This is a genomic window from Pedobacter sp. MR22-3 (genome assembly GCF_026240075.1).
In the GTDB taxonomy this organism is placed as follows: Bacteria; Bacteroidota; Bacteroidia; order Sphingobacteriales; family Sphingobacteriaceae; genus Pedobacter.
In genome coordinates this window covers 521,216-540,841 of the sequence record NZ_JAPIVF010000001.1, presented here as the reverse complement: position 1 = coordinate 540,841, position 19,626 = coordinate 521,216, and the positions used below count along the sequence as shown (strand labels likewise).

The 19,626-nt window shown below is 36.5% G+C and carries 17 protein-coding genes and 1 riboswitch; of the genes, 7 read left to right on the top strand and 10 right to left on the bottom strand.

Features of this window, described 5'->3' with window-relative positions; translation table 11 throughout:
• Positions 1 to 73 precede the first annotated feature (73 nt).
• Positions 74 to 1,210 (top strand): ATP-binding protein, encoded by a 1,137-nt coding sequence (locus OQ267_RS02420; RefSeq protein ID WP_088301267.1) that lies wholly within the window; start codon positions 74 to 76, stop codon positions 1,208 to 1,210.
• Complete coding sequence (locus tag OQ267_RS02415; protein ID WP_131538210.1) at positions 1,210 to 1,428, top strand: DUF3820 family protein; 219 nt, start codon at positions 1,210 to 1,212, stop codon at positions 1,426 to 1,428. The genes OQ267_RS02420 and OQ267_RS02415 overlap by 1 nt, the downstream gene beginning before the upstream one ends.
• 168 nt (positions 1,429 to 1,596) lie before the next feature.
• Here OQ267_RS02415 and OQ267_RS02410 read toward each other — a convergent pair whose 3' ends face one another.
• Together OQ267_RS02410 and OQ267_RS02405 are read right to left on the bottom strand one after the other, a co-directional pair.
• Positions 1,597 to 2,307, bottom strand: coding sequence for a DsbA family oxidoreductase (locus tag OQ267_RS02410; RefSeq protein WP_265834752.1), 711 nt, complete (start codon positions 2,305 to 2,307; stop codon positions 1,597 to 1,599).
• A 91-nt stretch (positions 2,308 to 2,398) separates the two neighbouring features.
• Positions 2,399 to 5,080 (bottom strand): M14 metallopeptidase family protein, encoded by a 2,682-nt coding sequence (locus OQ267_RS02405; protein WP_265834751.1) that lies wholly within the window; start codon positions 5,078 to 5,080, stop codon positions 2,399 to 2,401.
• Positions 5,081 to 5,298: 218 nt separating this feature from the next.
• Positions 5,299 to 5,503: riboswitch (cobalamin riboswitch) on the top strand.
• 199 nt (positions 5,504 to 5,702) lie between these two features.
• Here OQ267_RS02405 and metE point away from each other — a divergent pair.
• Complete coding sequence (metE, locus tag OQ267_RS02400; RefSeq protein ID WP_265834750.1) at positions 5,703 to 8,033, top strand: 5-methyltetrahydropteroyltriglutamate--homocysteine S-methyltransferase; 2,331 nt, start codon at positions 5,703 to 5,705, stop codon at positions 8,031 to 8,033.
• A 130-nt stretch (positions 8,034 to 8,163) separates the two neighbouring features.
• Complete coding sequence (locus OQ267_RS02395; protein WP_265819379.1) at positions 8,164 to 8,550, top strand: acyl-CoA thioesterase; 387 nt, start codon at positions 8,164 to 8,166, stop codon at positions 8,548 to 8,550.
• A gap of 89 nt (positions 8,551 to 8,639) precedes the next feature.
• Here OQ267_RS02395 and OQ267_RS02390 read toward each other — a convergent pair whose 3' ends face one another.
• Genes OQ267_RS02390 through OQ267_RS02380 form a run of 3 tightly spaced genes read right to left on the bottom strand, consistent with a single transcriptional unit; the run spans position 8,640 to position 10,608 of the window.
• A complete protein-coding gene (locus OQ267_RS02390; RefSeq protein WP_088301271.1) occupies positions 8,640 to 9,449 on the bottom strand; it encodes a phosphatidate cytidylyltransferase in 810 nt (269 codons plus the stop codon).
• Positions 9,450 to 9,494: 45 nt separating this feature from the next.
• A complete protein-coding gene (locus OQ267_RS02385) occupies positions 9,495 to 9,701 on the bottom strand; it encodes a putative signal transducing protein (RefSeq protein ID WP_265834749.1) in 207 nt (68 codons plus the stop codon).
• Positions 9,682 to 10,608: a CPBP family intramembrane glutamic endopeptidase gene (locus OQ267_RS02380; protein WP_265834748.1), complete on the bottom strand. Its 927-nt coding sequence runs from the start codon at positions 10,606 to 10,608 to the stop codon at positions 9,682 to 9,684. The genes OQ267_RS02385 and OQ267_RS02380 overlap by 20 nt, the downstream gene beginning before the upstream one ends.
• A gap of 43 nt (positions 10,609 to 10,651) precedes the next feature.
• Between OQ267_RS02380 and dusB the strand changes: the two genes are divergently transcribed.
• Complete coding sequence (gene dusB / locus OQ267_RS02375) at positions 10,652 to 11,659, top strand: tRNA dihydrouridine synthase DusB (protein ID WP_088301274.1); 1,008 nt, start codon at positions 10,652 to 10,654, stop codon at positions 11,657 to 11,659.
• 35 nt (positions 11,660 to 11,694) lie between these two features.
• Positions 11,695 to 12,081 (top strand): Co2+/Mg2+ efflux protein ApaG, encoded by a 387-nt coding sequence (apaG, locus tag OQ267_RS02370; RefSeq protein WP_265834747.1) that lies wholly within the window; start codon positions 11,695 to 11,697, stop codon positions 12,079 to 12,081.
• 130 nt (positions 12,082 to 12,211) lie between these two features.
• On the opposite strand, the gene OQ267_RS02365 is transcribed toward apaG, so the two are convergent.
• Both OQ267_RS02365 and purU read right to left on the bottom strand, forming a co-directional pair.
• Complete coding sequence (locus OQ267_RS02365; protein WP_265819377.1) at positions 12,212 to 12,907, bottom strand: zinc metallopeptidase; 696 nt, start codon at positions 12,905 to 12,907, stop codon at positions 12,212 to 12,214.
• 508 nt (positions 12,908 to 13,415) lie between these two features.
• On the bottom strand, positions 13,416 to 14,255 hold the full coding sequence (gene purU, locus OQ267_RS02360; protein ID WP_265834746.1) for a formyltetrahydrofolate deformylase: 840 nt from the start codon (positions 14,253 to 14,255) through the stop codon (positions 13,416 to 13,418).
• Between the two features lie 155 nt (positions 14,256 to 14,410).
• Here purU and rmuC point away from each other — a divergent pair, with 155 nt between their 5' ends.
• Positions 14,411 to 15,781, top strand: a complete 1,371-nt coding sequence (gene rmuC / locus OQ267_RS02355) for a DNA recombination protein RmuC (protein WP_265834745.1) — start codon at positions 14,411 to 14,413, stop codon at positions 15,779 to 15,781.
• Between the two features lie 136 nt (positions 15,782 to 15,917).
• On the opposite strand, the gene thiL is transcribed toward rmuC, so the two are convergent.
• The 3 genes from thiL to nadA form a co-directional block, all read right to left on the bottom strand.
• Positions 15,918 to 16,958 (bottom strand): thiamine-phosphate kinase, encoded by a 1,041-nt coding sequence (gene thiL, locus OQ267_RS02350; protein ID WP_088301278.1) that lies wholly within the window; start codon positions 16,956 to 16,958, stop codon positions 15,918 to 15,920.
• Between the two features lie 98 nt (positions 16,959 to 17,056).
• Entirely contained in the window at positions 17,057 to 18,292 is a 1,236-nt protein-coding gene (locus tag OQ267_RS02345; protein ID WP_265834744.1) for a dicarboxylate/amino acid:cation symporter, read from the bottom strand.
• A gap of 72 nt (positions 18,293 to 18,364) precedes the next feature.
• Positions 18,365 to 19,363, bottom strand: a complete 999-nt coding sequence (nadA, locus tag OQ267_RS02340) for a quinolinate synthase NadA (RefSeq protein WP_265834743.1) — start codon at positions 19,361 to 19,363, stop codon at positions 18,365 to 18,367.
• Between the last annotated feature and the right edge of the window lie 263 nt (positions 19,364 to 19,626).

The window sequence follows — 19,626 nt, the reverse complement described above, 5'->3', positions numbered from 1 at the left end:
GTCAACTGACTGAATTAACGTTAATTCAGTCAGTTGACTGACTGAATTAACAAAATTTACCTATATTTGGATTATGCAAAGTCAAATTTCCAGATATTTAAAATCAACAATTCTCCATAAAATAGGAAAGAATAAAGTGATTTTACTTTTCGGAACAAGAAGGGTTGGCAAAACATGGCTGATTGAACAAATCACCGCTGAAGCAAATATTGAATATATTTTTTTAAACGGAGAGGATCAGGATATTCAAACCTTACTTGCTACCAGAACTACAGCTAACTATAAAAGAATTTTAGGAAATAGTAAATTATTGGTCATTGATGAAGCACAGGTGATTCCTGACATTGGCAAAATTTTAAAGTTGCTAATTGACAGCTTTAAAGATTTGACGATTATAGCGAGTGGTTCATCAGCATTTGACCTCTCTAATCAAACCGGTGAACCGCTTACAGGCAGAAGTATAACCTACTATTTGTATCCGATTGCGCAACTAGAATTAGCACCAGGTGAAAATGGCTTACAAACTGCTCAAAATCTGGAAGAGCGGTTGATTTTTGGTTCATATCCTGAAATATTTCAATTGGAAACGTTGGCAGAAAAATCTCAATACCTAACAGAATTAGTAAAATCATATTTGTTAAAGGATATCTTGATCTATGAAAACATTCAAAACAGTAATAAACTATTTGATCTGTTAAAGCTTATTGCCCTGCAAATTGGTTCAGAGGTTTCAATAGATGAGCTTTCCAGATCATTAGGAATCAGCAAAAATACTGTTGACCGTTATCTTGATTTGCTTTCGAAGGTATTTATTATTTATAAAATTGGCGGATATAGCAACAACCTCCGTAAAGAGGTTACCAAATCTTCGAAATGGTATTTTTATGATAACGGTATCCGGAATGCAATTATCAATGATTTTAGATTATTATCACTTCGGAATGATCAGGGTATTTTATGGGAAAACTATGGGTTTAGTGAACGGATTAAAAAAACCAACTACGAACAACAGGGTGCTCAGTATTATTTCTGGAGAACATATGACCAGCAGGAAATTGATTTAATTGAAACTAAAAATGGAGAGATGGTTGCAGTAGACTTTAAATGGAGTAATCAAAAAAAGAAAATACCTGGTTTTTTTGCTAAAAACTATCCACACGCCTCATTTTCTATCATTAACAAAGAAAACTATTTAGATTTTATACTTTAATGGATCCTACCTTATTACTCGATTTAGTCAAAATGCAAATGCCTTATGGCAAGTATAAAGGCTATCTAATCTGCAATATCCCCGAAAGCTACCTGCTCTGGTATAAAGACAAAGGCTTTCCTAAAGGCAAATTAGGCGATTTAATGGCTACCATGTTCGAAATACGGGTGAATGGCTTGGAATATCTGTTAACGCCTTTGAAAAATCAGCAGCGGTAAATTAAGCGTAATTACTTAATCAATCATCATCCTGAGCGTAATCTAATTTATTAATAGATGCTGAAGTAAATTCAACATGAAGAGGTTCATAATATTCCCGCAGATCAAAATGATTTACGCAGAAAAATCTACATTGATCAGTGTAATCTGCGGGAAACAAACCTATATTTAACATCCATTTTCATCGCAAATGGCATCATCATTTTTATTTAATGAAGTAAGCGTAGTTTTAGGCTGAGTGGCTTTCCATTCTGTAAAACTTTGGGTAAGCGCATCAGTAAAAGCTTCCACAGGTTGTGCTCCGGAAATCCCATATTTTCTATCCATCACAAAATAAGGAACACCACGAATGCCTAAATTCTGGCTTTCATAAATATCATAACGAACAGCTTCGCTAAATTGATCTCCTTTTAAAACCTCTTCTACCTCGGCCTTTTCTAAACCTATTTCCTCAGCAAGATCTATCAAAACCGATAAATCATCAATGTTCTGACTATTTATAAAATGAGCTTCAAACAATTTTTCTTCAGCCTGATCTTGCAAACCGTGTTTGGCGGCCAAATGAATTAGTCTGTGTGCATTAAAAGTATTAGCCGGAATATTGGCATCAAAATCGAGTTTTAAACCTGCATTTGCAGCCATATCAGCAACTTGTTTCGTCATTTGCTTTGCCTGTTCAATCGGCATTCCTTTACTTCTAGAAAGGTAATCGTACACCGTTTCATTGTTTGTATTGTGATATTCAGGATTTAGCTGATAACTTTTCCAATCTACCGTGATCTCATTTTTAAAAGGCAATTTTTCTATGGCCTGCTCAAAATGACGCTTACCAATATAGCAAAACGGACACATTACATCCGACCAGATTTCTACTTTCATGAAATAAAAATAACTACTTTATAAGAATGCTTAGTAAGCAGAAAGTAAAAAGGCCATAATATAAAGGATACCGATCTGCTCAATCAATTTTCTATTTATACAACTGATTAAAAATCAATTTAAAGGTTCCATGGGTTTGTGCCCTAAAGGCTATTTCCGGACCAAAAGCCAGTAACTTTCCTTTCCCTAAATTTGCCTCAAAAGCTGTTACACCATCCTGCAAATAAGCCTGACCCCAGGCCCAACCGCTGCGCAAAGGTGCAGCAGATTTAAACCACATCAATGGTTTGATTTTTCCAGCGGTAATGGCATCTCCGGTTAATTTAAAAACCGGACTGTTATCAAAATACACATCCGCATCATTTTCCATTCCCCAGTTAGCGGGTTGTTTGGGATCTAATTCAACTTGTAGAACACTTCCAGGTACATAATATTTCTCTGCCGGGAGTTTCTTTTCTTCGCCATTTACAATCTCCATTATGGCGTTGCGAACTGGTAAGTTTAAATGATAAGCCAGATTTGTACTATTGCCAATGGTTACAATATTGCCCCCGTCTTCTAAAAATTGCTTTAATTGAGGTATAGATTTATCTGCGGTAATCCTACCTAAACGATTTCTGTATGCCAAAGGAATATCTTCTGCTTTAGGCTCGAAAGCTCTTGAGCCGAAGCCACCAACCTGTAGTGCCGGAATTGCGCCACCAACGAAAATAATTACATCATATTTAGATTTTAAACTTCCTGCATCAATATCCTGCGGATAAATAACGGTAGCATTGTAATGATACTGCTCCATAATAAAACGCATCCAACCGGATGCCATTGATCCACCATAATTATCCCATAAGGCAATTCTTGAAGCAGAAATTTTCGTTTTATCTTTTGGAATGGTCGCAGATTTTAATTTCACATTTGCCTTTTCCAAAACAGATTTTCCGGCAGAAGAAACATAAAAATCTCCGTTTTCCTTCGAACGGTAAACCTCTATTTTATCTTTCAATAGATCATTAACAGCGGTATAAGAATCATTTTGTGCAGCACTTAATATATAACTTTTTCCAGTGAGCTTATTTTCAGGAACCAGTAACTTACCATATGGATTTTTTTCAAATGGTCCGCTAAAATCATCCTGGATACGGTCGAATTTTACGTCCATTAAATAAGCCAATGTCCATCCGGCAGCATCATAGGGTGGTATAGGGGCACCACCTTCATATTTGAAATCATTGGGGTGATCCTGTGGCTCAAACATATCTAATACATGTGGCCTAAAAGCCTGGTCAGTTTTAACCACATAACTTCCTGCAGGGTATTTTTTGCCAGCAACGATAAATGGAGCCATTGCTTTCTGCACCACAATGCCAGTTCTAATGAGCGCATTTAAGAATTTAATTGCCGTATTAAAATCAGCCTGATCAGCAGATAGGATATAACCTCTTGCATCTCTGTTTGCCGGTGCCTTCATCACGGTATCAAAATATTTTACACTCATCATTTGTCTGGAGCCAAAATCATACTCACCAACATCTGCAGTATTCGATCCGCCTTTTTTTGCTGCTGCATTAATGGCTTCAATCTTTTTAGGTGAAAAAGACCAGGTATCCTTCTTACCTTTTTCAATTGAATTTCTGCCCATTTGATAAATATTAAAAAGCAATTCGTCTGCATGTCGCTGCGCATAATTTAATACAGCGTAATTTAGAGAAACAGAATAGTCAATGGAGTTTTTAAAAAACCATTTCCGGGGAGTAACCGGGTTAGGTGAATCACTGTTTGGCAATAACCTGGAAGGTACTAACGGGATTTCTGATGGTGTCGGGCTACCAACAATCTCCGTCAGTAAACCAACCATATTATGAAAATAAGTGGTTGTCCTCAACCCACCATTATACCAGGTTGAAAACACTGAACCTCCACGTTGTGTATAACCAGGCTTTCCTTCTACATTTAATCTGGTATGCATGGCCGCCCCAACCGCATCTAAACTGGTTAAGAGTGTGGCATCGAAAACATAGTTGAAAGGATCGCGATAGGGTGGCCCAGCGACAACAGTTCCGGCAGGGCCTGCCTGATGATGATTATACATAATCTGAGGGATCCATTCCACAAAAAGTTGTCGCCCGATATTCTGACTTTCCTTTAAATTCAGCATAAAAAAATCCCGGTTATTATCGTGCCCGGCATATTTTTCATAAAGAACAGGTAAACCAGATAACACTCTCTTTGCAGGATCTTTTTCACGCATGTACCAGTTACTCACCAATTCCTGCCCATCAGGATTGGCATGGGTAAATAAAATAATTACATTTTCAAGAATTTTAGTGGTTTCAGGATCCGTTTTAGAAGCAAATTCATAAACAGTTTGAATCAACTGATGTGCACCAACGGTTTCAGTTGCATGTAAACCACCATCAATCCAAACCACTGCCTTTCCTTCCCGAGATAGTGCTTTTGCCTGCTCAGTTGTAATTTCTGCAAGGGCAAGCTGTTGCGAAATTTCTTTGTAACGATCCAGCTTTTGAAGGTTCTCAGGTGAAGAAACAATCAGCATATACTGATTTCTTCCCTCTTCAGTTTTGCCAATATCAACCAGTTTCACACGCTTAGATGTTTCAGCTAATTTTTTAAAGTAAGCCTCGGTTTGCGTATAGGTAGCCAATTGGTAATTATCGCCGATATCAAAGCCAAAATGTGATTTTGGAGAAGGTACTTCCTGCGCAAAAGCACTGCCGTTTACGATTAGAAAAGCCAGTAATAGCTTTCTAAATTGCATTTTAATCATAGTTTAGGTTGGTTTGTTGGATACTCAAATATAATAGCGAAAAGAATGTAAAAACAGAGTGCCGTAAATTTGTTACACGACATCTTTTACCAAAAAATAGCTAAGTTTTTTTGACTTTTATATTTTGAAAACAGAATAATATTTGTTTCCTGTTACAATTACTGCGTGTTAATAAATACATTTGTATTGATGCAAGTTCTTAACTTTATTTTTCATCAACCGATATCGGTTTTACTTAGCTGTAGATTAAAAGGGAATCGTGTGCAAATCACGAGCTGTCGCGCAACTGTAAATTCTGTCTTTTAAAATAAAGACAACGGTTTTATCAATAATGCCACTGTTCTGTTTTTCGGGATGGGAAGGCGATAAAACCGGGAATAAGTCAGGAGACCTGCCAGATATCGAATTGACGGTGCTTTCGCGTAAAAAAGCAACAGGTCAGGTCTGATAGGTTCACAATAAAATTAACCATTTTATTAAAATTTGCTTTAAGCTTTTTGCTGATGAGTGGGTTTTGTATGCCCCTGCCTTTCCTTTTCATTTTTTACAGAAATCATTATAGAATATTGCTTGAGGGCTTTTAAACGATTTATTTACTTAATCTTTAAAAGAAATGCTAACGCAAAATCTAGGCTATCCGCGAATTGGTAGCTACCGCGAATTAAAGAAAATCTGCGAAAATTACTGGGCAGGTAAAACGGGCTACAAAAATGTACTTCAGGTAGGAAAAAACATCCGCCACGAGAACTGGAAACTTCAGCAGGAAACCGGAATTAACCTCATTCCTTCGAATGATTTCTCTTTCTATGATCATGTGCTGGATCATTCGTTAACTTTTGGTGCCATTCCGAAGAGGTATAACGAAGTGATTTTAAAAAAGGGAAACACTGAGCTGGATCTCTATTTCGCCATGGCCAGGGGCTATCAGAAAGATGGGCTGGATGTGGTTGCTATGGAAATGACCAAATGGTTCGACACCAACTACCATTATATTGTTCCTGAATTTCATAAAGACCAACCTTTCAAACTTCTCTCCACCAAAATAATTGATGAATTTTATGAGGCCAAGCAACTGGGGATCATCACAAAACCGGTTTTAATTGGCCCGGTTACTTACCTTTTGTTGGGTAAAGAAAAAGAAAGTGGTTTCGAAAAGATTGACTTAATTAAAAACCTGCTTCCTGTTTATCTGGAAATTTTAGCCCGTTTGGATGCTTTGGATGTTGAATATATTCAATTTGATGAACCTTTTCTGGCTTTAGATTTATCAGAAAAGGAACAGAAAGCATATGAATATGCCTATAAGGAAATTCGGAAAGCCTTTCCAAGAATCAAGCTGGTTCTTGCAACCTACTTTGAAGGTCTTGGTAATAACCTGGCGTTAACCACATCACTTCCGGTAAATGTTTTACATATAGATTTGGTAAGGGCTGAAAATCAACTGGCTGATGTATTGCCTCAACTTAAAGAAAATACCATCCTTTCTTTAGGTGTTGTAGATGGTAGAAACATCTGGAAAAACGATTTTGAACATTCCATCGCTATGATTAATCAAGCTATTGAGAAAATAGGCACAGAACGTGTCTGGATTGCACCATCATGTTCTTTAATCCATGCTCCGGTTGATTTGGAAAATGAGACCAATGAAGAAAATTTAACTGCTGAGGTAAAACAATGGCTGGCTTTTGCTAAACAGAAAGTAACCGAAATTGTAACCCTGAAAAAGCTGATCTTGAACGAAGGCCCTGCATCTACCCTGCAAAAACTAGAGGAAAACAAAAATGCTTTAAACAACAGAAAAACATCTACCTCTATCCATAATCCTATAGTAAAAGAACGCGTAGCCAATTTAAAGGCTGAAGATTCAGAACGTAAAAGTCATTTTTCTCTGAGAAAAATTAAGCAGCAACAACTTAATTTACCAAAGTATTCTACAACAACAATTGGTTCATTTCCGCAAACAGCAGAAGTAAGAAGCTGGAGGGCTAAGTTTAAAAATGGAACTTTTACGAAAGATGAATACAATACACTTATAGCCGAAGAAACTGCAAAGGCAGTAAAATGGCAGGAGGAAATAGACCTTGATGTTCTGGTACATGGTGAATTTGAACGCAATGATATGGTTGAATATTTTGGCGAGCAGCTGGAAGGTTTTGCCTTTTCGAAAAATGGCTGGGTACAAAGCTATGGCTCCCGTTGCGTAAAACCGCCCATAATTTATGGTGATATTTCACGCCCGGAGCCTATGACAGTGAAATGGACATCGTATGCGCAATCTTTAACATCCAAATACATGAAAGGGATGTTAACCGGACCAGTAACTATTTTACAATGGTCCTTTGTGCGTAATGATCAGCCACGGTCAGAAACCTGTACGCAAATTGCATTGGCCATCAGGGATGAGGTTGTCGACCTGGAAAATGCGGGGATTAAAATTATTCAGATTGACGAGCCCGCTATCAGAGAAGGTTTACCTTTAAGGAAGAAAGACTGGCAGACTTATTTGAACTGGGCTGTAAATACCTTTAAAATTTCTGCAAGCAGTGTTAAGGATGAAACACAAATTCATACACACATGTGTTACTCTGAATTTAACGATATTATTCAAAACATAGCAGATATGGATGCTGACGTAATTACTATTGAAACTTCGAGATCCCAAATGGAGCTTTTAGATGCTTTTGCCAACTTTAAATATCCGAATGAAATTGGCCCTGGAGTTTATGATATTCACTCTCCACGCGTACCTAAAAGGGAAGAAATGGTTCATTTACTTAAAAAAGCGAAGGCTGTTATTCCTGGAAATCAGCTTTGGGTAAATCCAGATTGCGGATTAAAAACCCGTGGATGGGATGAAACCAAAAAAGCCCTGATTGAAATGGTGGAAGCCGCTAAAGAAATGCGTAAAACTGAAGATGGTTTAAGCACAGCCGCACAAAACTAATTCATTTTTACCATGCCCGTGTGGTCAATCAGGAAGAAACACGATCGTTTTCTCTAAAATAAAACCTTACTTTGACAACTTTTTAAGAAAGAAAGTTGTCAAAGCTTTTTACACCCTTTATATTTAACCCATGACCTTAGAAGAAAGAATCGAAAATTCAAAAACCAGTATTTTTAAAGCCGTTTTTCCAAACACAACAAACCATTATGATACCCTTTTTGGTGGTACCGCCATGCATTTAATGGACGAAGTGGCATTTATCACGGCTACAAGATTCAGCAGGCAAATAATGGTAACCGTAAGCAGCGACAGAATCGACTTTAAGAAACCAATTCCGGCAGGAACCATTATTGAATTGGTAGGAAAAGTAAATCATGTAGGCAATACCAGTTTAAAGGTGAATGTAGAAATTTACATTGAGCAAATGTATGCAGAAGGAAGAGAGTTGGCCGTACATGGCGATTTTACCTTTGTAGCGATTGATGAACACAAAAAACCAGTTCAGGTGATTAAATAAAGCTTTATTTTACCATATAAGTGCTATAGTAAAACCCATTAACCTTATATTTTTCTTATATGGTTTATACTATATAAAATCCAAATGGTTTAATACAAAATCAGGTACAAATAAGCATAAACCACTGGTGCGGCTAATAATAACCCATCAAAACGATCTAGCAAGCCGCCATGGCCGGGCAATAATCCACCACTATCTTTAGTATCTAGACTTCTCTTCAGCATAGATTCTACCAGGTCTCCGAGTGTGCCAAAGCTGGCTATTAATATGGCCATTCCAGCCCAAACCCATGATGGATTTTCGGTAAATAAAAATGACAAACCATACGCTACCAAAACGCTGGTAAACATTCCGCCAAAAAAACCTTCCCAACTCTTCTTTGGAGAATGACGTTCAAATAATTTGCGCTTACCATATTTTACACCAAAAAGATAGGCACCCGTATCATTAGCCCAAAGCATCAATAAAAAAGCCAGCGGAAAATGAAAATTGTATTCACTCCAGTTTTTTAAAAACCCTAAAGCGTGGAAAAAACAGAAAGGAATGGTTACATATACAAAGCCTACAAATGTATAGGAGATATTGGCAAATGGAATTTTATTCTTCTTATAAAGTTCTGTGATAAAGACAGAAAAAACTAATGGAATACAAAGCAGAAGATATTTAACATCATATTTTAGATAATGCAAACCAGCAGCCATCAAAAATATCAATGCTCCGGCAATTAAACCAATATTACGGTGAGGCCGGATTCCTGAATTTTTAATTAGCTTATAAAACTCAAAAAGAGATAAAATACTTAATACTAAATAAAATATGGTGAAGGCATAACTTCCTAAAAAGATGGAGCCTAACATTACAATAGTAAAAAAGAAAGCGGTTATTGCCCTTGTTTTCATTTGTGATAGTGGGTAAAAGGTGTAGAACTTAAGGTCTTATTACTATTATTCAATTTCGTTTTCAACGATGTATTCAATGGCCTTGTTAAAATCGTCCTTACTCACCAACACATGGATTTCATTTAAATGGTAGGCAGATAATTGCTTATTTATCGTAACCGCCGGAATACCAGCCTCAGTTAATCCTTGTTTTAATACCTCTGCTGCAAATGCATCGGAAGTTGTATAAACTTTAATCCAGTTTTCGCTCACGTTCTGCTTTGTTTTTAAAAAAGTTAAACAAAGCTATGGTAATTATTGCACTAATTAAGTAACCATACCACGGAAATCCAATAGGTTCATCTGCTTTATCCAGTGGCATATTATGCTTTTGCATATAAAATGCAGTGCAAACAGCATATGCATTATTAATGAAATGCGCCAGCATAGCATACCAAAGGCTACCACTAAAATAGTATAAATAACCAAAGCCTGCGCCTAAAAGCATCCGTGGGATAAAGCCGTAAAACTGAACATGTATGGCACTGAAAATAATGGCTGATAACCAGATTGCAGTGTGCGGATTATTAAAAGCCCTGTTTAGTGATCTTTGCACACCTCCGCGAAACATCAGTTCTTCACCGATAGCAGGCAGAACTGCAATCATGATTAAATTAACTACAAAATCGAAATTGTTCCTTACGGTGAGGAGTTTAATTGTAATCCCCATCGCAGCATCTTCTTTCTCCTTCATCCATTGCTCAATTCCTTTTAAAAATTCAGGCAAGATCATCTTTTGGTTCCAGATTGCTGTCCATTCCATCAATGGCATACTGGCGATCATAATCAGGAAAACCAAAATAATCAGCGGAAATTTCGGTTTACCAAGCCCATAAAATTTAGCTACCTTTTGTTTCTCGGTGAGGGCCAGAGCTATTCCTGGCACAATAAAGGTTCCTATTGAGGAAAAAATTTGCATGACTTTCAACCCATTCAGATATGACGGTTCACCCGCTAAAAGTGCATCTACATTACTAATCAAATTTGTACCATACATTAGGAAGGCGATCACTAATCCAATTAACGCAAAAACCAGTCCGCCGGCAATTCCGTAAAATAGAAGTAAAAGTAATTGTAAAAAGGGATTGATTTCTTCCTTATTAGGTGTTACAAAATTCATTATTTGTACTTTTGTATGTATTATTAATCGTTGAAGATAGAAAATGTCTGTTAAGATAGGAAATATAGATTTAGGTGAATTCCCATTATTGCTTGCTCCGATGGAGGATGTGAGCGATCCACCATTTCGTTATGTATGTAAAAAGAATGGTGCGGATTTAATGTACACTGAATTTATTTCTTCTGAAGGCTTAATTCGTGATGCGGCAAAAAGCAGGCAGAAATTAGACATTTTTGAGTATGAAAGGCCGATAGGCATCCAGATTTTTGGAGGTGACATTGACCACATGCGTGAAGCTTCGGAAATTGCATCGGCTGCAGGACCAGATCTGGTCGATATTAACTATGGTTGCCCGGTTAAAAATGTGGTTTGCAAAGGCGCCGGCTCAAGCTTGCTTCGGGATATTGATAAAATGGTTAAAATGACAGAAGCTGTTGTTAAGGCTTCACATTTACCAGTTACTGTGAAAACCCGCTTAGGTTGGGATGATGACAGTAAAAATGTTTATGAAGTGGCTGAGCGACTTCAGGACGTTGGTATTCAAGCTTTAACCATTCATGGCAGAACAAGAGCACAGCTTTACAAGGGCGAAGCAGACTGGTCATTAATCCGGGAAATTAAGCGTAATCCCAGAATTAAAATTCCGATTTTTGGTAATGGTGATGTGGATAGCCCTGAAAAGGCCGCTAACTGGCGTATGGAATATGAGGTAGATGGCATTATGATTGGCAGAGCCGCCATTGGTTATCCATGGATTTTCAGAGAGGTAAAGCACTTTTTTAAAACCGGAGAACATTTACCTGGCCCTACCATTGAGGAAAGAATTGAAGTATGCAGAACACATCTGGATAAATCTTTGGAATGGAAAGGTCCTAAAACTGGAATTTTTGAAATGAGGAGGCATTACGCCAATTACTTTAAAGGCTTGCCTGACTTTAAACCTTACCGCATGCGTTTAGTGGCAGAACCTGATATTCAAAACATTTATAGCATTTTGGAAGAAGTGGCAGAAAAATTTGCCAGTTATGATGCCACTAAAGTACTGGCCTGATTTTTGAAAAGTTTTTTATACATTCGTATATTACCATGGTTACAGCAATTACAGATGGAGTTAAAGTTTCAGTAGAAACGATTTACCAGCCAGAATATTCCAATCCGGCTAATGAACATTTTATGTTTGCTTATCGGGTAGAAATCGCCAATCTTTCTGATTATGCCGTTCAATTATTACGTCGACAATGGTTTATTTTTGATTCCAATAGTAGCCGAAGAGAAGTTGAAGGCGAGGGCGTTGTGGGTTTGCAGCCTGTGATTCAGCCAGGGGATACCCACGTATATGTTTCAGGATGTAATTTAAAAACAGATATGGGTAGCATGAAGGGTGCCTATCTGATGAAACGAGATGTAGATGGTTCAGAGTTTGAAGTGAATATTCCTGAATTCCAGCTGGTTGCCCCTTACAAATTGAATTAATTCAATTTTCAACAGATAAAATATCATTATTTTTTATAGAAACGTTAAGGCTGTTCCCTTTGGTTCAGATCATTAAACAAAAACGGCCGGAATTGATTCCCGACCGTATGTACTTTTATAATTTGATATTTTAATCCCTGCTTCTTCCAAATAACATGGACGCATAATAAAGAAGGTTGGCTAAGGCACCAACTGCTGCCACTACATAAGTCATGGCTGCCCACCACAATGCATCTTTAGCCTGCCTGTTTTCTTCCTGCGTTTGCATAACACCCTGATTATTTTTTAACCAGGCCAACGCACGGTTACTGGCATCAAACTCTACCGGAAGGGTTATAATACTGAATACTGTAACCAAAGCCAGCCCTAAAACACCAATGGCCAAAACAATTGGTGTAACATTAACAACCAATAGCATAACACCAATTAATAAAACCCATTGCAACAGATTAGATGAAATGCTAACCAAAGGTACCATAGTACTTCTTAAGTTAAGCCAGGAGTAAGATTTGGCATGTTGCACCGCATGTCCGCATTCATGTGCGGCTACAGCGGCCGCGGCAACACTCCGGCTGTAATATACATCTGTACTAAGATTTACGGTTCTATCTGATGGATTATAATGATCGGTTAATTGTCCTTCGGTGCTCATCACTTTCACATCGTAAATTCCATTATCATGCAGCATTCTTTCTGCTACCTCCTTGCCCGATAAACCAGAGCTGATTTGCATTTCGGCATACTGAGAAAATTTATTTCTAAATCGCCATTGTACAAACATGCTCAGCAATAATACCGGGATGATTAATATTAAATAAACTCCCATTTTTTTGTATGTTTTTCATTTAACTGTATATCAAAAAGCGTTCCCCATTTATTTAATGCGATAAATACTAAATACATAGCTTATCAAGCATGCTTTTAATAACCCGAAAAATATTTCATTTTTAAATCAGATATGATTTTATTGAAGTCTTCCTGATGCGATTTGAAACAATGAATCTCAACCATTGATATTTTAGCAAATTGTAAATTTTATTCCATGCTAGTGACTAAAACATACCTCTCCTGAATATAAAAGCACATTTATTCAATTAAAATAATTGAGAATATAGTTAATATACCCTTCAGGAAAATATTTTAAAAAAGCTTTTTCAATAAGCTAAACTACGAGATAGATACAGTATGTTCATATTTACTTTTAAGTGATGATTATTCAGTGTTAACAGAATTAAGCCGTCGAAATTACCTGTATCAAAAATTGAACATCAAGAATCTATATCCTGCCTGATATAAGCAAAGTTTAATCTACATAACGCTATGATTAAATGAAGTTATTTGAAAACGACTGTTTTATTTCCGCTAACAAATACCCGGTTTTCAAAAATTAATTCTAATGCTTCAAGAAGTACCTTTTTTTCTATTTCTTTTCCTGCCCGAATCATTTCCTTTACACCAAAGTTATGGTCTACATGTGTAGTGTGCTGCGTAATAATGGGCCCTTCATCCAGATTATCCGTAACAAAATGAGCTGTTGCACCTATTATTTTCACACCACGTTCAAACGCTTGCCGATATGGATTTGCACCAATAAATGCAGGCAAAAATGAATGATGAATATTGACAATCTTACCCGCATGATCTTTTACAAAATCAGCAGAAAGAATACGCATAAATTTTGCAAGAACAAGATAATCAATATCAAATTGATTGATAATTCCCTTTATCTCTGATTCAAATTGTTCTTTATCTTTATTTTCATGCGATACATAGAAATAAGGAATACCCAGCTTTTCTGTAAAGTTTCGAAGTGTTTCATAATTACCAATCACGCATTGAACATTCGCACCCAATGTTTTAAATTGATTTTTAATCAGAATTTCAGATAAGCAATGATATTCTTTAGTGACTAAAACGGCTACCTGTTTTTCCTGCTCCGTAATTAAATTCACTTCAGCATCATTGGGCAGGTTTTCCAGTAGCTTTTCTTTTAATTTTACTGTCTCTTCAAAATTTCCTGTACACGCAATACGTGTAAAAAATGCTTTATTTGCCTCATCCACAAATTCACGCATGGCAACAATGTTAAGATGATGTGATGCCAATACACGGGTAATGTTGGTTACTAAACCTACCTGATCGGGACAATAAATAAGGACTGTTAATTTATTCATCTTAATAATTAATATTCAATATTAAGAAATTTGAAAGCAGATTCTTAATAAATATGTTTCTTAATCCTTTTTAACAGATGATAAGAGATCTTTTTTAGCAAATTATTTTGGTAAATAAATATAAAATACTCATTTTTACTAAAATTATTATCATTATGGAATACGCTTCAATTGCCCTTCTACTCATTATCTTAATCGTAATGGTTGCCCTTTTCTTTAAAAACTCCAAATCATCTTTATCATTAATCTCTACTGATGATTATGAGAAAATAAAAGCGGAGAATGAGTCATTGAAAATTAGTCTGGCAAAAGCAGAGGAGCGGGTTTCCAATACCAGTTCAGAAAAGGAACACATCACAAATTTATTGAAAGTGGAGCAACAGCGATTAATTAATGAATTGCAAAGTGAACGCGATCGCCTGGCTGATGCCAATAGAGAACTGGAAAGTACCCGGTCTTTTTACATTGCAGAAAAAGAAAAACTGGTAGAGCAAAAGGCAAGCTATGAACAATCTCAGCAGAAACTTAATAAGGATTTTGAACTCATTGCCAATAAAATTATGGAAGAGAAATCAACCCGGTTTGTAGAGCAAAATAAAATCAATTTAGATTTAATTCTCAATCCACTAAAAGAAAATATCAAGGCCTTTGAAGATAAAGTGGAAAAGGTATATAAAGCGGAATCTGATGAAAGAAACATTCTGAAAGGTGTAATATCTGAATTGCAGATTCAAAGTAAAATGATTCAGGAAGATGCCAATAACTTAACCAAGGCCCTTAAAGGTGATAATAAAAAGCAAGGAAACTGGGGTGAAGTTATTTTGGAAAGGATATTGGAACGTTCGGGTTTAGTTCGTGATCAGGAATACCGTATTCAGGCTTCGCATACTTCTGCTGAAGGCGGCCGATACCAACCTGATGTGGTAATTGACCTTCCTGATAATAAACACCTTATTATTGATGCTAAGGTTAGCCTGATAGCTTATGAGCGTTCTGTATCTGCTGAGACGGATGAAGCGCGTGAAGGCTATGTAAAAGCACACCTGGGCTCTATTAAGAATCACATTCAGGAATTATCTTCTAAAAACTATCAGGATTTGTATCAAATTAACTCACCTGACTTTGTTTTGCTCTTTGTTCCGATTGAATCATCTTTTAGTATTGCCGTTCAAAAAGATGCCGAATTATTTAATTTTGCCTGGGATAGACGGGTGGTTATTGTAAGCCCTTCTACTTTACTGGCTACTTTACGCACCATTGCCAGTATCTGGAAGCAGGAAAGACAGAACCGAAATGTGATGGAAATTGCCCGTTTAAGCGGCACCATGTATGATAAGTTTGTAGGCTTTATTGCTGACATGGAAAACATTGGTAAACACATTAAAAATGGGCAGGATGCTTACGAAAAGGCACTTAATAAACTTTCTGTGGGTTCAGGAAATCTGACAAACACTTCTGAAAAAATTAAGAAATTAGGTGCAAAGGCAACTAAGCAGATTGATATTAGGTACTTGGAGGAGGAATAAAAAATTACCTAATCGGGTAGCGTGATCGCAAACAAAGGCCAGAATTTTGTATTAAGGGGATGAAGCAATCTTTCATGTGAAAGACACTTTAAAAGATTGCTTCGTTATTCATCTTCAACAATGACAACCGTTTTTTCTACTTATTAAAAGCATTCCAGCCCTGCGCTTTCAGCTCGTGAACATTGTTCGATTTAGAAACCATTTTACATCCTGAATTTTTATCTGTTACGTGGCCAATTACCGTGATATCAACATCATGCTTTAATTTTTTATAATCTTCCTGACTAATGGTAAACAGCAATTCATAATCTTCACCACCACTTAGCGCACAAACCGTTGGATCAATACCTAATTCGCGGGCTGTCTCATAAGTCATTGGATCTAATGGAATTTTATCTTCATATATCGTAATTCCCTTATCACTTTCTGTAGCCAAATGCAAAATTTCAGAAGCTAAACCATCTGATATATCAATCATTGAAGTGGGTTTAATATTCATATCTTCCAAAAGTGCAACAATATCCATCCTGGCTTCAGGTTTCAGTTGTCTTTCAATGATGTAATCTTTCCCTTCCAGATCAGGTTGAATTTGAGGGTTCTCCAGGTAAATCAATTTTTCTCTTTCCAGTATTTGAAGTCCTACATAAGCTCCGCCTAAATCACCAGAAACACATAGCAAGTCATTTTCCTGCGCACCGTTTCTGTAAGTCACCTTATCCGCATCAGCATAGCCTATACTGGTAATGCTAATAACCAATCCTTGTTTACTTGAAGAAGTATCTCCACCAATTAAATCAATATTAAACTTATTACAGGCCAGCTCAATTCCTTTATAAATTTCCTCTACGGCTTCCAATGGAAATTTGCTCGATAATCCCAGTGAAACTGTAATCTGACTGGCTTTACCATTCATGGCATAAATATCACTCAGGTTTACCTGAACAGCTTTATAACCTAAATGCATCAAAGGCACATAAGCTAAATCAAAATGAATTCCCTCTAAAAGTAAATCGGTAGAAACTAAAGTTTGTTTCCCTTTTGCATCTAATACAGCAGCATCATCACCAACACCTTTTACCGAATAATCATTTCTGATTTTAAAATTTGTAGTCAGGTGTTTAATTAAACCAAATTCACCTAATTCATTTATATCTGTGCGTTCTTTATTTTCAAACATATTTTTTTACCTAAAAATCTTTAATTTTAAAATGATAATTAACAGAGCCAAACCCCGGTTTTTATAAAATTCCTTCAACAAGCTCAGGATGACAATTGTTAAGTTATTTGCTTATATTCCATCCAGTTCTTTCCTTCAGTAAACCGGGCAATTAACATAGCGGCAACATTATCTCCGGTAGCATTTAATAAAGTGGCCATAGGATCTACTAAAGTACCAATAATCATAGCAGGAGGAAGTGCTTCAGGTGGCAGTTGATAGGCAGAAATCATTAATAGCTCACCAATATAGCCGCCATTTGGAATTCCACCTTCTACAATACTGACTAAAACAGTAATGCCCAATGCCAAAATAATGGTATCAACATGAACCAGATCTTTACCAAAAATAGCAAAAACAACCGCTATTTTTATAATTGAACTGATACTGGAACCATCTTTATGTAAAGTTGAACCTAGTGGAATCGTCACATTGGCAATATAAGCCGGAACACCCATTCCTAGTGTGCCTTTTAAATTTGCCGGAATAGTGGCAATGCTGCTGCAGGTACCAATTGAGGTTAATGAGGGCACAATATTATTTTTCCAGAATATTTTTATGGCTTTAAAACCCCCGGCTATAAAAGCATATAAAGTAAAAAATACAATGAAATAAAAAGCACCAACACCATAATATAAGCCCAAAGCTTTGGCATAAGTACCAAACAGCTGAGGTCCGAAGACACCAACCTGGTAAGCAAAATAAGCACCTAAACCAACCGGCCCTAATTTCATAATGAGGATGATCAGTTTTTTCATTACCTCATTACCTGATACTAAAAAAAATTTAAATCCATCACCTTCTTTACCAGAATAAAGGGTAGAAAATCCGACTAAAACTGAAAAAATAATCAGTGCCAGCATATTTTTCCGGCTTCCGATCTCAAAAAATTCGCCAACGGTTAGCAGCTGGGTCATTTGTTCACCAAAAGATTGAATTTTCTCCGTTTCTATTGGAATTGGGTTATTTCTCAAAGCCTGATTTATAGGAAAAATTCTGGTCGCTACCAGTGTCAACACCGCAGAAATTACAATGGTAGATAAGAAAACCAACACCATAATAATGAGTAATTTTCCTAGTTTTTTACTTCGGTCGATATTTGCTATCGCTGATGATACGGCAAAAAATACCAGTGGAATTACCGCTGTAAACAACAGGTTTAAAAATATATCACCTAAAGGTTTTATGCTTTCAACACCTTTCCCAAAAATTAAACCAACTATGCTTCCAGCGGTAATCCCCGCCAAAAGCCATAATAAGTCAGAATAATTTTTAATAATGTTGTTTATTTTCATTGATACTCCTTTTAACAGCCGAAGCACAGAATGAATCAAATCAATTTCATCCGTGTTTCGGTAGCAATTTTTTTAAAGACCTAATTCTGCTGAAATATCCAACATTCTTTGAATCGGTTTACGCGCTTTTTCTATAATATGCGCTGGAACAGTTACTTCCGGAGAACCATTTTTTAAACATAAGTACAGTTTCTCTAAAGTATTTCTTTTCATGTATGGACAATCATTACAAGCACAGCTGTTATTTGGCGGTGCCGGAATGAATGTTTTGTCCGGACAAGCCTTTTCCATCTGGTGAATAATTCCACTCTCCGTAGCCACAATAAATTCTGTTGCCGGATTGGCAATGGCATATTTTAAAAGTCCTGTAGTGGATCCAATGTAATCAGCCATTCTTAAAACAGGCTCTTCACATTCAGGATGGGCAATAAATTTCGCATTTGGATGGCGCTCTTTTAATTTGGTAATTTTCTCCTGGGAAAAAATTTCATGAACCATACAGGCACCATTCCAGAGTACCAAATCCCTTCCAGTTTTCTTCGCTACATAGGCACCAAGATTACGATCGGGACCAAAAATGATTTTCTGATCTTTTGGTAAACTTTCTACAATTTGAACCGCATTGGTAGAGGTACAAACAATATCACTTAGTGCCTTTAACTCTGCTGTGCAATTCACGTAGGTTATCACTAAATGATCTGGATATTTTTCCTTAAATTTTTTGAATAAATGGGGTGGGCAGCTGTCGGCCAGTGAGCAGCCTGCTTTAACATCAGGCAATAAAACTTTTTTTGATGGTGATAATATCTTGGCTGTTTCAGCCATAAAATGTACTCCGGCAAATACAATCACTTCTGCATCTGTTTTAGCAGCTTCCTGTGATAAACCTAAACTATCCCCAATATAATCCGCAATATCTTGTATATCAGGTTCTTGGTAATAATGCGCCAGGATAATGGCATTTTTTTCCCTCTTTAATTTTTCAATTTCAACAAAGAGATCTAGCGTTGGATCAATTTCTTCCTCTACAAAACCTTTTTTGTTGATTTCTTCTAAAACATCTATGCTCATCTTAAATTTTCCTTTTTTGAATTTTGACGTTGGTCAAAGATAAAGCTTTCCACGTCTCAATAATTAATAAGTTATTTTAAATAAATAAATCTTGTTTGTTTATTAGTGTGTTAGTATTGTTGGCAAGTTTAGAAAATTCATTCGTTTATCTAAGTTGTTAATCGTTTACTAACATTTAGATTACATATTTATAATATGATCAGATTGATTTTCAGCACTATCAAAAAACAACTTAAATCTTATCAATATTGGAATGTTAATTG

Excerpts from the sequence above, each read along its gene's own strand:
- OQ267_RS02420 (WP_088301267.1), top strand. The coding sequence starts at position 74 with ATGCAAAGTCAAATTTCCAGATATTTAAAATCAACAATTCTCCATAAA.
- OQ267_RS02415 (WP_131538210.1), top strand. The coding sequence starts at position 1,210 with ATGGATCCTACCTTATTACTCGATTTAGTCAAAATGCAAATGCCTTAT.
- OQ267_RS02410 (WP_265834752.1), bottom strand. The coding sequence starts at position 2,307 with ATGAAAGTAGAAATCTGGTCGGATGTAATGTGTCCGTTTTGCTATATT.
- OQ267_RS02405 (WP_265834751.1), bottom strand. The coding sequence starts at position 5,080 with ATGCAATTTAGAAAGCTATTACTGGCTTTTCTAATCGTAAACGGCAGT.
- metE (WP_265834750.1), top strand. The coding sequence starts at position 5,703 with ATGCTAACGCAAAATCTAGGCTATCCGCGAATTGGTAGCTACCGCGAA.
- OQ267_RS02395 (WP_265819379.1), top strand. The coding sequence starts at position 8,164 with ATGACCTTAGAAGAAAGAATCGAAAATTCAAAAACCAGTATTTTTAAA.
- OQ267_RS02390 (WP_088301271.1), bottom strand. The coding sequence starts at position 9,449 with ATGAAAACAAGGGCAATAACCGCTTTCTTTTTTACTATTGTAATGTTA.
- OQ267_RS02380 (WP_265834748.1), bottom strand. The coding sequence starts at position 10,608 with ATGAATTTTGTAACACCTAATAAGGAAGAAATCAATCCCTTTTTACAA.
- dusB (WP_088301274.1), top strand. The coding sequence starts at position 10,652 with ATGTCTGTTAAGATAGGAAATATAGATTTAGGTGAATTCCCATTATTG.
- apaG (WP_265834747.1), top strand. The coding sequence starts at position 11,695 with ATGGTTACAGCAATTACAGATGGAGTTAAAGTTTCAGTAGAAACGATT.
- OQ267_RS02365 (WP_265819377.1), bottom strand. The coding sequence starts at position 12,907 with ATGGGAGTTTATTTAATATTAATCATCCCGGTATTATTGCTGAGCATG.
- purU (WP_265834746.1), bottom strand. The coding sequence starts at position 14,255 with ATGAATAAATTAACAGTCCTTATTTATTGTCCCGATCAGGTAGGTTTA.
- rmuC (WP_265834745.1), top strand. The coding sequence starts at position 14,411 with ATGGAATACGCTTCAATTGCCCTTCTACTCATTATCTTAATCGTAATG.
- thiL (WP_088301278.1), bottom strand. The coding sequence starts at position 16,958 with ATGTTTGAAAATAAAGAACGCACAGATATAAATGAATTAGGTGAATTT.
- OQ267_RS02345 (WP_265834744.1), bottom strand. The coding sequence starts at position 18,292 with ATGAAAATAAACAACATTATTAAAAATTATTCTGACTTATTATGGCTT.
- nadA (WP_265834743.1), bottom strand. The coding sequence starts at position 19,363 with ATGAGCATAGATGTTTTAGAAGAAATCAACAAAAAAGGTTTTGTAGAG.